The 15,386-nt window shown below is 34.5% G+C and carries 12 protein-coding genes; 3 read left to right on the forward strand and 9 right to left on the reverse strand.

Annotation, left to right across the window (positions count from 1 at the left end):
- Window positions 1-5: 5 nt before the first annotated feature.
- The 5 genes from QY331_10015 to QY331_10035 form a co-directional block, all read right to left on the reverse strand.
- Window positions 6-3,752 carry a two-component regulator propeller domain-containing protein gene (locus QY331_10015; protein ID WKZ68288.1) on the reverse strand — a complete coding sequence of 1,249 codons (3,747 nt, stop codon included), beginning with the start codon at window positions 3,750-3,752 and terminating at the stop codon, window positions 6-8.
- A gap of 12 nt (window positions 3,753-3,764) precedes the next feature.
- Window positions 3,765-7,565, reverse strand: coding sequence for a SpoIIE family protein phosphatase (locus tag QY331_10020; GenBank protein ID WKZ68289.1), 3,801 nt, complete (start codon window positions 7,563-7,565; stop codon window positions 3,765-3,767).
- 63 nt (window positions 7,566-7,628) lie between these two features.
- The gene (locus QY331_10025) at window positions 7,629-9,245 is read right to left on the reverse strand and encodes a PP2C family protein-serine/threonine phosphatase (protein ID WKZ68290.1); all 1,617 of its coding nucleotides are present in this window, start codon (window positions 9,243-9,245) and stop codon (window positions 7,629-7,631) included.
- 9 nt (window positions 9,246-9,254) lie between these two features.
- Window positions 9,255-9,617: an STAS domain-containing protein gene (locus QY331_10030; protein WKZ68291.1), complete on the reverse strand. Its 363-nt coding sequence runs from the start codon at window positions 9,615-9,617 to the stop codon at window positions 9,255-9,257.
- An 11-nt stretch (window positions 9,618-9,628) separates the two neighbouring features.
- Window positions 9,629-10,045 (reverse strand): ATP-binding protein, encoded by a 417-nt coding sequence (locus tag QY331_10035; GenBank protein WKZ68292.1) that lies wholly within the window; start codon window positions 10,043-10,045, stop codon window positions 9,629-9,631.
- 248 nt (window positions 10,046-10,293) lie between these two features.
- Here QY331_10035 and QY331_10040 point away from each other — a divergent pair, with 248 nt between their 5' ends.
- A complete protein-coding gene (locus tag QY331_10040; protein WKZ68293.1) occupies window positions 10,294-10,740 on the forward strand; it encodes a hypothetical protein in 447 nt (148 codons plus the stop codon).
- Window positions 10,727-11,152: an SET domain-containing protein gene (locus QY331_10045; protein ID WKZ68294.1), complete on the forward strand. Its 426-nt coding sequence runs from the start codon at window positions 10,727-10,729 to the stop codon at window positions 11,150-11,152. The genes QY331_10040 and QY331_10045 overlap by 14 nt, the downstream gene beginning before the upstream one ends.
- On the opposite strand, the gene mtgA is transcribed toward QY331_10045, so the two are convergent.
- The 4 genes from mtgA to QY331_10065 all read right to left on the reverse strand — a co-directional run bounded on the left by mtgA (window position 11,147) and on the right by QY331_10065 (window position 14,792).
- A complete protein-coding gene (gene mtgA, locus QY331_10050) occupies window positions 11,147-11,848 on the reverse strand; it encodes a monofunctional biosynthetic peptidoglycan transglycosylase (protein ID WKZ68295.1) in 702 nt (233 codons plus the stop codon). The genes QY331_10045 and mtgA overlap by 6 nt on opposite strands.
- Before the next feature lie 10 nt (window positions 11,849-11,858).
- Window positions 11,859-12,251, reverse strand: coding sequence for a hypothetical protein (locus QY331_10055; GenBank protein ID WKZ68296.1), 393 nt, complete (start codon window positions 12,249-12,251; stop codon window positions 11,859-11,861).
- A gap of 167 nt (window positions 12,252-12,418) precedes the next feature.
- Window positions 12,419-13,045: a LysE family translocator gene (locus QY331_10060; GenBank protein ID WKZ68297.1), complete on the reverse strand. Its 627-nt coding sequence runs from the start codon at window positions 13,043-13,045 to the stop codon at window positions 12,419-12,421.
- A complete protein-coding gene (locus QY331_10065) occupies window positions 13,035-14,792 on the reverse strand; it encodes a M14 family metallopeptidase (GenBank protein WKZ68298.1) in 1,758 nt (585 codons plus the stop codon). The genes QY331_10060 and QY331_10065 overlap by 11 nt, the downstream gene beginning before the upstream one ends.
- 100 nt (window positions 14,793-14,892) lie before the next feature.
- Between QY331_10065 and QY331_10070 the strand changes: the two genes are divergently transcribed.
- Window positions 14,893-15,381 carry a ferritin gene (locus QY331_10070; GenBank protein WKZ68299.1) on the forward strand — a complete coding sequence of 163 codons (489 nt, stop codon included), beginning with the start codon at window positions 14,893-14,895 and terminating at the stop codon, window positions 15,379-15,381.
- Window positions 15,382-15,386: the final 5 nt, after the last annotated feature.

Below are 15,386 nucleotides of genomic sequence, written 5' to 3' on the forward strand. Positions count from 1 at the left end.
ATTAATTATTTTACTTTAATTACGACAAAAGTTATGTCATCATCCGGCTCACGATTATTTATCCAATCATCTCCGGTTTTCCGCAGAACACTAATTATATCTTCGGGAGATTTTGCCGAATGTTCTTCGAATAAATTTCTTACTCTTTTATATCCGAATGCTTCTTTTTCATCATTCAATAATTCCGGGAAACCATCACTCATAATTAAAATTGAATCGCCCGAATTTATTTCGGATTCTTTAAGCACATATGGGAAATCCTGCATCGTGCCCAGCGGCATTCCTTTAATTACATGTTCTTCAATTACGCGTTCATCACTTTTATAAATAAATATCGGCGGCATTCCTGCGGATGACATTTGAACTCTACCACCCGCGATTTTCAACATAGACATACACATTGAAAGTTTTTCGAGGTGCATCAATTTTAAACATCTCGTCATTTCATGAAATGTCTCTACAATATTCGGGTTAGGCGCAAGAACATTGAATAAACTTTTGGTAGTTGTTACCATAGTGCCGGCTTTCATACCATGCCCGGTTGCGTCGCCTAGAACAACTGTTAGTACGCCATCCATGCCCACATGAAAGTCGTAATAATCTCCGCCTACTTCTGTGGCGGTTTTCATATAGACTGCAATATCAAGATTCGGTAATTGAGGTAATTCTCTCGGTAACATTGACAACTGCAGCGAGCGTGCTTCTTCAAGCTCTTTGGACTTTCGTTCATTTTCCGCTTCAAGTAATTTTCTTTCCGCTTCGGCTGCTTTTGCTTTTAGTTCGGCTGCTTCGGCTCTCAGTTTGGACTGTTTATATTCACTCATCTTCGAACGTCTTTCCATTTCAAATTTTCTTACACCAAAAAGGAAACCGAAGAAAATCAATCCATAACCGATATAAGCGTAAGTATTATTCCACCAAGCGGGTGTTATTGACACCTTGATGGTTTTCGGCTCTTCGGTCCAAAATCCATCACCGTTTGATCCTCTTACTTTAAATTCATAATCACCGGGATCTAAATTTGTATAAGTTGCTATTCTTCTTGATCCGTCGTGCCATTCTTCATCAATACCTTCCATTTTATATTGGAGACGGTTTTTATCAGGTCTGGCAAAATGAACAGATGAAAATTCAAAAGAAATATCATTTTGATTATATGCAAGATTAAGTTCAGCGATTTCGTCTAGATCTTTTGTCTCAAGAAGATCATTAAATAAATTGTCGGCAGATTTATTCGAAACAGAAATATTTGTAAAAACAATTTTTGGTAAAGATTTATCAGTAGTTCCAGGTTTGAATGCATTGAATCCATCCGGACCGGAGAAGTACAATTTCCCGTTTGAATCTTTTATCGCAGCATTTCCGATGAATGTATAACCCTGCAATCCATCGCGAACATCGTAATTAATAAAAATAGGAGCTTTGGAACTGTCATTGATTTCTACTTTTGAAATTCCTTTAATACTGCTTACCCATAGATTACCATCGTCATCCAATACAAGAGCGCGAAGATTACTAGAGGGAAGACCATCTTTTTCACGGAACACTTGGATTACATTTTTTTCTCTATCAATTTTATTTAATCCGTCTTCTGTGGCTATCCAGATATTTCCAAAGCTATCTTCACAAACATCGTGAACAGATACGTTGCTTATTGAGTGACCGCTATCTCCACCTGTTGTATAATTCCTAATGAACATTGTTTCAGGATCAATCTCACTTAAACCACCAAAAGCAGCAGCCCAAATTTTATTATCCGATGACTCAAATAGCGACATCACATTAGTCCCAACCATATAAGTTCGATTTTGATCTTCTGATAGTATTGGATGATACTCTGAATACTCGTCGTTAGATAAAGAATAAAGTTCAATGCCCCAATAGAGACTGTCCTGCGGAGCAACTTGATTATACGAAGCGACTGAATGACTATCATCGGTTAAAAAATTCAATTTGTATCTTCCTTTTTGCAGCTTAATGATTCCGATTTGCTGTCGGTTCTTAACTGCACCACTCGCCTTGAATGTAGATTCAAGTTCTTTCATTGTCCAAAGTGTGCCACCTTCTGTAGATTCCAGACTTCCGAAATCAACCATACCCCATTGACGATTGCCTTCTCCTATCCCGGAAATTAAAACGTAAGAATCTTCCGCTATAACAAATTCCTTTGAAAGGTCTGCATAATCACCTACCTCAATTATTTGCGATAAAGGTGATCTTGAATCTCTTAATTTATTTAGAAACGAGAGTAAGTCTAAACTGTACTGTCTGTGCTCAAAGTTTGGAAGCCGGGTGAAGGTTTTATTGTCATCATTCAATATGCTTAAACCGTTAACTTGTCCGATCCATAATCTTTTTTTTGAATCATTTAGAAGAACGTTTACATCTCCAAAGTGAATGCTTGTTCGGCTGTATTGAACCGGCAAGTGTTTTTTAATAGCTCCGTTGCTAAGATCGTATTCAATTAATCCGTTACGTGTTGTACCCAAGAATAATTTTCCGTTAGCAGTTTCAACAACATCCTCAATCATTAACTCACCGATACTATTAATACGATTCAATGCAGATGAATTTTTAACAAAAGTTTTTTGAACTCTGTCGAATAAATATAATCCCATATTAGAGCCCAACCACATTTTATCCGGCTCATAGTTTGATAATGAGAAACTAATAATCATTGGTTTAGAGTCGTTACCGGAAGTTTCTAACGTATAAAGTTCGTAAGGAGCTTTATCAAAATTATATTTAAGAATGCCTTGGAAGGACCCCATCCATAGCAGGCCGGTTTTGTCGGTATAAAAACCATAAAGTCCCCTGCTTTGATTAGGCAGCCGGTCAAATTTGCCGGTATCTAATGAGTAACGGAATAATCCGTCAGTGAATGTTCCAATCCATATTTCACGATTCTTTGTTTCGTACAATGCTGAAGCACTTGCAAATTTTCTACCCAATATAGGATTGAAAACTTCTTCACCAGTAAGTTGTTTTGGGTCAACTTTATAAAGACCATTGCGCGATCCATACCAAATATTTCCATCGCTGTCGTACAATGTTGAAAATACTACACTGAATTGAAGTTTCTTTTGAAAATCATCTTTTAATTTTAACATTGCAAAAAGATCATTTTCATAATCGAATTTCATCAGACCGAATGCAATCGAAGAGACATAGAGTTCACCAACCGGTGATTCTACAAGAGTGTATGCCGGAGCAGATTGAGCTGCAATCGTGTTATCACGTCGTAACACTTCATACGACTTAAATGTTTTAGTTTTTCTATCAAAACTTTTAATGCCATCTGTACAGGCGACCCAAAGTATTCCTCTTGAGTCTTCATATAAAGAAGCAACAAAATTCGCATTTTCTCTCGTCGAGTTTGCAAAGCGATAACTTTTGAACTGTTCGGTTCTCCTGTCAAACTCTGCAATGCCGTTACTGGTAGATATCCATAAAACTCCGTTTTTATCTTCCAACACATACGATACAAGATTTGCGGGAATAGAAGTTGAATCGTTCGGATCATTTTTATAGATAGTAAATGAATAACCGTCATACTTATTCAATCCGTCTGCGGTAGCAATCCACATATAACCGTATTTATCTTGCTCGAAAGCCCAAATTTCATTGTGAGAAAGTCCGTCTTTAATTGAAATAGATTCAAACGCGTTTGCAGTTTGACTGAAGCTCTGTTGCGTCCCGCCTATAAAAGATAAGGCAATTAGCAATAATTTTATATTTCTGATATTTTTCAAAATTGACCTCATTTATTTCACTTTTATTACGACGAAAGTCACATCGTCATCAGGTTCAGAATTACCACTCCATTCAAAAGCATTTGCTTTAAGTCGTTCGATTATTTGTTCCGGTGATTTTTCGGCAACTTTATGAAAATCATTCTGGACTCTTTCATATCCATAGAGTTCTTTTTCATTGTTGAACAGCTCAGGGAATCCATCGCTCATCATTAGCAAGGTATCACCGGTGTTTAGTTCGGTTTCTTTGATAGCATAAGGGAAAGATTCAACTGCGCCAAGCGGCATACCTTTTAATGTGATTTCTTCTAACTGTTTAGTATGATTACGGAAAATTAAAGTGGGCGGCATTCCGGCCGTGGACATAATCATTTTGTTCTGATTGATTTTCATAACTGTCATACACATTGTCAACAAATGCATATCCATATGCTTGATGCATCTTGATATTTCACTAAACGTAAAGAGTATATCCGGATTAGCAGCATGTGTGCTGAATAAGCTTTTTGCTGCGGTTACCATTGTTCCGGCTCTCATTCCGTGTCCGGTTGCATCCCCTACAACAACAGTAAGTGTTCCATCCATTCCAACATGAAAGTCGTAGTAATCACCACCAACTTCGGTCGCGGTTTTCATATAAACAGCGATATCCAAATTTGGAAGGTCCGGTAATTTTTTTGGTAGCATTGATAACTGTAGTTGTCTCGCTTCTTCTAATTCTTTGGATTTTCTATCATTCTCGGCTTGAATTGCTCTAGCCTGTGCTTCCGCTGCAACAGCTCTAAGTTCTGCTTCTTGAATTTTTTGTTTTTCTCTTTCCTGTCGAAGAATTCTTCTTCTCTGTACTCTATCTATACCAAAGACTAAAACGATGAATAGAAATCCGTAGCTAATGTAAGCAATTGTAGTTCTATACCAAGGCGGGGCGATTGTAATATTCAAAACTCTTTCAGATGAACTCGGAATTCCAAAGCCACTGTATGCTCTAATTTTTAATTTGTAATCACCCGGATCAAGATTTGTGAATGATGCGAAATTTTTATCAGTAAAAATCCAATTCTCATTAAAACCCTCCAACATATAACTGACTCTATTTTTTGAAGGTCTGGAAAAGTGGAGCGAAGAGAATTCAAAAGAGATGTCATTTTGTGCATAAGATAAGTTTAACTGATCGATATCAAAGATGGATTTTTCGAGATTAATTTTACTTTCTGAATTGAAAACTGATATGTCGGAAACATTAATATTGGAGATGACCGGAATTGGTTCACTTGTGTTTTCAGTACTTGGATAGAATGCTGTCAATCCATTAAAGGTACCGAATAAAATCTCGCCGTCTCTAGTTATAAGAGTTCCTCTTCCAAATCCACCGGTAACACCATCCTTACTGTCATAATTAGAAGTCGACCAACTTCCGTCTTCATGTTCAGATAATTTTGTGATTCCTCCTGTTGTGCTTATCCATAGACTTCCTTGAAAATCTTCGATCATTCCGTTTATTCCGGTATTTGGCAAATCAGGAATTGAAGCGTTTGAAATGAATTTATTTTCCTCGGGCAAAAAACGATAAAAACCTGATGGAGTTACTGTTACCCACAATCGTCCTTTACTGTCTTCAAAAATAAAATCCGTCCCGAAGTTAGTTGAATTGTGAACATCAATCGGATACTGTTTAAACTTTCCATTAGTAAGATCATATCTAACAATACCAAGGGAGTTTGCTGCGACCCACAAATCACTTGGATACTTTCTACTGCTTAAAGCAAAAGAAATACCATAGATATCGGGGACCACATTATTTTTTTCTTCAATAGCAATTTTAGATTTCAAATCATCTATTTTATCCGGATCTATTCTAATCAATTGAATTCCGTACCATTCAGGATTTGAGGGAGGTTGGACGTTGAAATTATCATAAGAGTGACCAACATCGGTTTTGTAAAAAACAGTGTATTCACCTGGCTTGAGATTAACTGTATGGATGCTCAATCGGTTCTTATAACCGCCATCAGCATGAAATGTTTTTTTAATTTCGTCCATCACCCAAATCGATTCGCCGGATGAGTTTGTAATCCCGCCGAAATCAAATATTCCAACAGGGTGATTTCCTTCACCCATACAAATGACTAAAAAATCAGTTTCTTCTGTGATAGAAATTTTCTGAGAAAGTTCTACGGCTTCTCCTGCTTTCGTCATAGAAACAACAGCTTCATTTTCTTTAATAAAACTTTTTACATCGTTAATAAATTGTTCACTATATTTTCTATTCATTGTGGAAGGCAATTCTTCAAGCCTTTTAGTTTCTGTATTAAATATGTAGCCACCGATTGATGTTGAAAGCATTAGTTTATTTTTAGGAAGGTATTCCATCCTTCTTATAAATTCTCCACCACCAGTGTTCATATTTCCTTGAATAATTCTAAAAGTCTCTGTTTTCCCGTTTGTTAAATCATAGCTTGATATTTTGTGTATCGAGTTGGAAAACCATAGTTTTTTATTATCATCAATAACAAAAGAATAAACATTAGCTGAATCCGTATAAATTGATGGGATCGGAATATTAACGCGGTCAATTGATTTTTCGATTAGATCTAATTTGAAAAACCCAAACCTATCAGTAGAGATCAAGACTTCATTAGTATTGTTTTTATTTAGATTAGCACCTGAAGTGATAGGTCGTGCAGTTTGGTTTGGATTATCATTCGGGAAAGAATAATGTCTAAACGGTTTACGATTTGGATCAAACTTTAGAATTCCGTTACCTCCGGTTCCAACCCAATAAACACCAAACTTATCTATGAACTTATTGAAAGCGAATTTTCCGACACCTCTCTGATCAAGTTCACCACCTAGTTTAACTATCTCAAATTTTTCTGATGTACGATCAAATTTTACTAATCCATGTGGTATAGAACATAATAGAAAATTTCCGTCTTCAAGTTCATTTATATTAAAGTAGAACGCTTCACCGGCAATTGACCTAAATCTATCCAGATCATTTTTATATTCGAAACTAAATGATTTCGGATTATACTCGATAAGAGTTTCTCTACCTGCAAGCCAAATAGCCCCGCCTCTATCTTCATAAATTTCGACTATGCCATCAGGAACTTCATTCCCGGCAAAGTTAAACGGTTCAAAGAGATTACTACTTTCATTATAAAAGTATATTCCACTGTTAAATGTTGATACTAGTAAGTTTCCATTACGTAATTCACGTATGCCTATGGTAGGTGCAGAATAACTTTTTACAAGAGTATCAACCCCTTCCACTCTCATCATAACCGGGACTATCTGCCATTTTTTAAGCGAAACATTCCATCTTTGAACACTTCTGCCCTGGGTGGTAATCCAAAAGTTATTTTTAGAATCTACGAGTGTACGGAAGATTGCGACATCTTGTTGTAAATTATTATTACCTTGATCAATAGGAAAAGTTGTAAAATTGTTTTCCCTTCTGTTCAGAACACTCATTGCTCCGGGTGTACCGATCCATAAATTACCTTCTGAGTCTTCTGCGATAGTTTGAATATTGCTCGATGGTAAGCTTGTCGAATCGTTAGGAATGTTTTTATAAATAACAAAATCATAACCATCATATCTATTCAAGCCATCTTGAGTGCCAAACCACATAAAACCATACTTATCTTGATAAATATTTTCAAATGGATTTAAACTGGAACTTGACAAACCCTCGGCTACAGATATATTTTCATACAAGTAGTCATCCTGAGCTAACGTAATTAGATTGAAGGTAATAAGTAAAAAAAAGAGAGTTCTGATGAGATTGTTACGAAGATAGTTCTTATGCATTACACCCTCACTTAAGTTTGAATCATAAATGGAGATTGTGTCCATTTATCAAATAATTTTTTTTTAACTTTTTCTTATAAGATAAAGTGCTGTAATATCGTCGCTTTGGGGTGTATCTTTTGTGAAGCTTCGAACATCGGCAACAAGTTCATTTATAAATTTTTCTGCATCGTGAAAGCAGTTATCTATACAAAATTTTTCCAAACGCTCATCTGAGTATTCTTCATCGTTTTCATTCATTGCTTCGGGAATTCCATCGGTGAACATTAATATTCTTTCACCTTTTTCAATTCTTCGTTTCTCGGATTTGAAAGGCAAACCCATGTCGAACATACCGAGAGCAATTCCACCGGCTTCTATTTTTTCAAGAACCTTATTTTTTCTTAAGTGAAGTGAAGGATTATGCCCGGCGTTTATAATATCCAGTTCGCCGGTTGAGGGGTTAAGGATGGAGATAAAACATGTTATAAATTTATCGGCTGTGGAAGATTGGTAAATAAGTTTGTTAAGTTTTACTGCAAGATCATCTAAGGATATTTCTGTTTCTAGATATGCATGAAGCGAAGCACTAAGTGAACTGACTAGCAGCGATGCCGGGACACCTTTACCCGCAACGTCGGCCATTACCATTGCAACATTACCATTCGGAAGAACTCTGCAATCGTAATAATCTCCACCAACTTCTTTTGACGAAATATTTACACCGGCAATTTCGTAATCGTCAATTACCGGCAAAGTTTCAGGAATAATTTTCTTTTGAATTGTTGAAGCTACCGACAATTCTTTCTTTATAGTTTCGTTCTCCAGAGCTTCTTTATGAAGTTCTTTGTTTTCAACAGCACTGTGGACTTGTCGTGCAAATGCGGTTAATAGTATTTCGTCTGTGTCATCAAACTTAGCATTACCATCTCGGCTTTCTTTGTCAACTAAAGTTACGATATAGCTGTAACCTCTATAGTCAACTTGTGTCTCAATTTTATCTTTTGATTTAAGTGTTTCGGCAACATTGATTGTATTCGGAAGACGAAGTGTTGCGATTACTTTTTCATCACGAATAATTCTCATGATTCCCTTTGATGCATTAGTTAATGCAACCGCTCTCTCCAAAGCTAATTCAAGAAGCTGTGTATTATTCTCCAGTTTAGATATCTCGATACCTGTATCCACCAGGCTATTTAATTGCAGAACTTTATGGTTAAGTGAGAAGATTAAATTCTTCTCGCGAACTCTTGCAAGATGGGATTGATAAGCATTATCAAGTAAACGAGTAAAAATTTGAAGTGTTATTGCATCAAGTGAATTAAACTCCGTATTATCAATTTTTCTACCGACAATTATTCCAAAGAAAGAATTATCAATACATCTTAAAGTCGAATAAACTTTATAGTCCAACTCCATTGCATAGTTTATGTAAAGTGTTTCTGAAATTTTTAAATTGGATGTGTATGATTGGCTTTCAACTTTTTGGATATACAAATTAATCCACTCTTCATCTTCGCTGGATTTATGAAACAAATTAATATCGGATACTAGTAAATTGCCTCTCAATAAATGAACAAAATTCTTCCCAATATCAGTAAGACTTCTGGAATTGGAAAGAATTCTAAAGCCTTCCTGGAAAGAATTTACTTGAAGCGAAAGCCGATCAAGCAGAGCGTTATAACTTTCGGATTCAGTCATCAATATTTATTAACTGGCTTTATTATTTGTTAATAGTTGAATTCCATCTTCAACGCTTTGCGCTTTCTCAGCATAATGGAAGAGTCCCATTATTGTAAATGTTTTATCAACCGAAGGATCGAGATTTGTAAAGACCAACTTACCGCTTGAATCATTCAACTTTTCTATTACTTCGATAAGAAATGAAATTCCTATAGAATTAACGACTTTAGATTCAGCAAGATTGAGCACATAATTATTCAAACCATTTTGATGATGTGAATTAAACTCATCTACTATTTTTTGTCCCCCGAGGTTATTTACATAACCGGAAGTACTAATTACTACACAATCATTTTTAACTTCCGAGTTTAACTTAAATTCAGAAACCATATTATCTCCTCTTAGACTAAATTTTTAATAATTGTAATTTTTGTACCATTGTTACCGGATTCGATTATGAAATCATCGGACATTGATTTCATAAGCTTTAAACCCCAGCCGCGCTTGTTGCTGCTGTGAATTTTAGAACCAATTTCCGGATCGGCTACTTTTTCAGGCTCGAATCCTTTACCGTAATCAGTTACAAGGATTATCAGTTTCTCCTTTGTCATGGTAAACTCAACATTTACATAAGGATTTTCTTCACCAGAATGTTCAAGACCATTAATGATTGCTTCTGTTACAAGTATTCTTGCTTCACCAATCTTATCATCCGATATACCGAGATGACCTCCCATTCTTTCAAGACCTTCTAATGCAACAAGTTCAATGTCAGGAATCTTTGGAAGTTTAATTTCCAGTTTGATGTTTTTGTCCATGTGTCAACCTATATTAGTTTAGGTATTTAATTCACTAAATGAAGATTATCTATGAAAGTTAACTATTTCCGACTTGATATCCACATATTTAATTACAAAATAATATCTCAGAAAGGCATCTCAATGTCTTTTAATTTTCTGCTCTTTTGCAAATATGATCTTTCAAATAAAAATTTAATGAAGTTCATACTTTCTAAAACAAATTATTACTCTTATCTTTGTGCTCATTAATTATAGAGAATGTTAATATGAAGAAACTATTATTGTTACTCGTAATTTTTATATGTCTAAATGCACAGTCCGAAGATGAATGGGAGTTGATAACTCGATCCGGTCATTCTGTCACTTATATGGAGAAACGTGATCTTAGCGGGTTTAAAGGAAACGATGTTTATGTTTGGGTGATGGAAAAACATAATCCCCCGATTATTATTGAATCAGTTGATGGAAGAATTTATAAAACGAAAACATATTATCTATTCAGTAAGGAATATCAGCGTTACAGTATGATACAAATAATTTACTACGATGAAAAAGATAATGTACTTAAAAGTTTTGATTACAGCAGAAAGACAGATATTCCTACATACAAATATAACTTTCCAATTATGCGTGGTTCCACCGAAGAAGTCATCTTCCAAAAAATTGTTAAGCTAACCGGGGATGTTAAGAAGGAAACAAATGAAATACAGTAGAAATTGGGAAAATTGTGTTGAAGTTCGTGACTCACAAATTCACGGTAAAGGTATTTTCGCAGCTTCTTTTATTCCCAAAGGTGAATTAATATTAGTGATTGAAGGCGAAGTTATTGACGGTAACGAATGCGAACGCCGTGAGGAAGAAGAGAACAATGTTTATATTTTTTGGAATGGCGATGAATGCTACATCGATACAAATAAATTCGGTAAGATTAGATATATAAATCATGATTGCGACCCTAACTGTGAAGTTCTGGATAGAGATGAAGAATCATTAAACTTAGTTTCGGCTAGAGATATTTATCCGGAAGAAGAAATTACAATTGATTATGGGTATGATGAAATTTACGAAGATTGTACTTGCAGAACATGCTTGTTAGATTCACAAAAGAATAGCAAAGCATCATAGTTCATTTTTCAACATTTCCCTACCGCCTATATTATTCATCTGTCTCATTATATCTTCACGCCGATTTATCATATAATGTGAAGGTCTAGCCGGATTCCTCACCAACGGTTTAGGTAGGACCGTCGCTAATAATGCCGCTTCAGCTTGATTTATTTTCTCCGAAGATTTTCTGAAATACAACTGTGAAGCGGCTTCGACACCATAAACATCTTTACCAAGTTCACATACGTTTATATATACTTCTAGAATTCTTTTCTTACTCCAAAGCAATTCAATTAAAAGTGTAAAGTATGCTTCAAATCCTTTACGAATGTATGATTGATCTTCCCAAAGAAAAAGATTCTTGGCAGTCTGCTGAGAAATTGTGCTCGCACCTCTGAACCTTCTGCCTCTTTCGATATCATCCATTGCTTTTTGTATTTGTTTGAAATCGAAGCCGCTATGGCCAAAAAAAGCTTGATCTTCTGAAGCAATAACAGCAAGAGGAAAATACAAAGAAGCTTTGTCTAAACTTTTCCACTCATATTCATAATCATTCACCGAAACAAATAGATTGTGTGTGGATTTAGCTTGAATGAAAGCTGTAGTCGGAGGATTGAACCAATAAAATATGAAAACAATAATTGTTGATAAAATGATAAATGTAAGTATTGTGGAAAACAAAAATAAAATTAGATTCTTAATTATTTTTTTCATCTTTCAAATTTTATAAATAACCACCAGTTGGTTTTGGAAGTGCTTTATACTCAGGTGATTCAATAATTATCTTCATAATAAAATATGAGAGTTTTTTAATTTTCGTCTCGTTGTCAGACTTGCCTATTGGTGAAAACCATTTTACGGTATGATCCCAATCTTCATATTTAATTCTTAACATCTGCTCACCCGGTGATGGTTCTTGCTCAAAATCCACCGTGGATTCAATCGATTCAGGCAAATCAAAAAATCCGATCTCATTAGCTACTGCTAAAATTTGATGTTTTTGTTCAATTGAAAAAGCAAAACTTGTATCGGCAACTCCGTCTTGCACCAAATCTTTCTTCAAGTAATTTTCAAAAGTGTTTACTTCGTCTTTATATTCAAATTTCATATGCACCATTAAGTCAATATCCTCCTGGCCGCAGTTACAAGAACAATTTATTAATACAAAACTTAAAACCAGAATTGTGATTATTGTAAAATATTTCATGATTATCCCATTTCTTTTTATTAATCAATAGAATATATAAAAGAAGTTGTATTTATTCATATTTCCAAATAGATTTTTTATAGATTGATTAAAACAATTGCATCATACAATAAAATCATTCCGAATAGAATTAATAGCAAACCCATAAACTTGATTATAAAAATATATTTAGTGCTACCGAAGAATACTTTGAATCTTGTACCAATAAATACAATTATAACTTTAACACCGACTAAGAAGAAGTAAAAAGTAAATAGAAATGTTATGCTGTTAATTAAGGAATAATTAAAGGAAGTAATTAAAATCGGTCCTCCGATTGTAATCCAAAAAATATACGGATTCGGATTTGTATAATTTGTAATCACTCCTTTTTTGAATGAAGAATTATTCGTTTTGAATTCACTCATTACAACATGTTTTATTTTTATATTCTCGTAACCAAGATAAAATAGATATAGTGCCCCGATAACTGAAATAACAATTAACAATAAATTTATGTTTTGTAATTTAGAAACTATAAAAATAGATCCGACGATTATAGGTAAATCTGTAATTAACGGAACGAAAGCTACAAACAAACCGGCTCGCGTTCCGGACTTAAGAGTTTCAGAAATCGTTAATGCCATAAGCGGTCCCGGCGAAATACCGGCTGAAAATCCAAGAGTAATACCGGCTAGCAGCATCGGGAAAAAATCATAACTCATTTATAATCCTTAGTATCGGGTATATCTTATACTTTTCATCAAAGTATGGTGATCTTTCATAAAAGAAATTCAACCTTGCATAAGCACTCTTTCTGAATTCTTCTTCGTTTTCCAATTTCATCAAGAATTCATTTCTTAATTCTTCATTTGTTTCGAACATGTTTTTTGCAATTGGTTCCATTGAATAGAATTCGAAATATTCTTTTCGTTCAAATATTTGGTTGAAAAATCCCCAGCTTAAAAATGAATCCGAACTTTTGGGTTCCATTAAAAATACGATGAGCGGGACTAATCTTTGATTTGTCGATATAAAATAATCCCCCACTTTTGCTTTAATAGTATCAATTGATGATTCATATTTAGTTTTAGCTGTCTGTCTTCCCTCAAATGAATTTTTTGAGAACTCTACTTCGGTAAAATTATATCTTTCAATAACGTATTCTTTTGCATTCTCAATTTCCTCGATCATAACTCCGTGTAATTTCAAAATATCAACGATTTGAGTCCATTCTTTGGGAATGATATATCCATCGGGAACAGATACCGAATCCGTGACTTTCTTTTCATTGAAATATTGAATCGGGAGTTCAAACTTTTTATCGGAATAAGTTGTTAACTCGGTTCCGGTTATATCACTATTGTATTTTTTTAATTCATATCCTTTGAAGAGAAAGTTTTCATAGTTTTCAGTTGAAGCAAATGTTAATGGTATATATTTTTTATTAATGAAGTAATCATTAACTGCTTCTTGATCAGCTTGTTTAATCAGATCCGTAAATTTATTCGGGTTATCATTGACTAATTTGAGTACAATTTCATATGCTGCTTTTGTTGCAAATACTCGATCTTTATATGGTTTTAACATGTGCGTTTCCAACAATAATCCAATTCTATTTTGATAAGCTGCATAACCGTGTGAGAAGCGTGGTGTTGAAACCCACTCGGTTACACCTTCAAGCGGATTGGTTGAATAGTAATCTTTTGATAAATAAGAAAAATATGGAGCTGTTAAGAATCCACGTTCAGCCATATCCGACTCAAATAGTTTTACGAAATCATTTTTAACCCAATCCGCGATGACCTTTCTTGTATTCTGAAATTTTTCAATTCCATATGTCATTACATATTGGTAATCCAAACCATTCGTTGTGTGCGAATCAATAAAGATTTCCGGTTTCCACGTAGAAAATAATTTTAGTAGAGCTTTCATTTCAGGAGCATCGGCTTTAGTGAAGTCTCTATTAAGGTTATAATTTTGAGCTGTAGTTCTCCATCCCATTTCTTCCGGACCATTTTGATTGATCCGACTATATTTACTTTTTCTTTCGTGCCCATCAACGTTTAATACCGGCACAATTATCAGAGTTACATTATCAAGTAAATGTTTATTTTTTTCTTCAATAAAGATTTCTCTTAAGAGAAGTTTGCATGCATCCTTACCTTCAATTTCGCCCGAATGAATTCCGTTTTCTATAAATACAACTGGCTTAGTTCTATTTTTTGGATCGAAGTCCCCTTCTTTATCGATGATTAGATAAAATAATTTTCGCCCTTGTGGACTAACTCCAAATTCTCGCATTTCAATTTCATCAAACTGATCCGCGAATTGTTCGAAATATTTTATTGAGTTTTCATAATCAGCGGTGTTCAAGAAATTAGATTTTTCAAATTCCGTTATCCATTTAGAGTCGATCGGTTCTCCATATAGAGATGCGGTTAAAACGAATATTAACAAAAAGGTTTTCATAGTAAGTTTCCCGTAGTTACAATGATTGAATAATAGGATATAAAATCATATTTTAAGTTCTATAAAATATTTCAACAAAGATAATAAATTGGAGGCGATAATGATTTCTAAAAAAATGCAAGATGCACTCAATAAACAACTCAACGCTGAGTTATTTTCTTCGTATTTATATTTGTCAATGGCGGCTCATTTCGAAAACACAAATATGAGAGGATTCGCTCATTGGATGAGCCAGCAATCCACTGAAGAATATACTCATGCGATGAAATTTTATACATATCTGAACAGTGTAGGAGCAAAAGTAGATTTACAAGCTATCGACAAACCAAAAGGTAAATGGACTTCACCAAAACAAGCTTTTGAAGAAGCCCTAACCCATGAAAAGAAAATCACAAAAATGATTAATGATCTTGCAGATTTAGCTTTAACGGAAAAAGATCATTCCACAAACATATTTTTACATTGGTTTGTAACCGAACAAGTTGAAGAAGTGTCTTCGGTTGAAGATATTGTAAATAAGTTCGAAATGATCGGAGATAATAAAAACGGATTATTTTTACTTGACCGGGAACTCGGCAGTCGACAATAGTCATT

This window comes from Melioribacteraceae bacterium, from assembly GCA_030584085.1.
Lineage (GTDB): Bacteria > Bacteroidota > Ignavibacteria > Ignavibacteriales > Melioribacteraceae > SURF-28.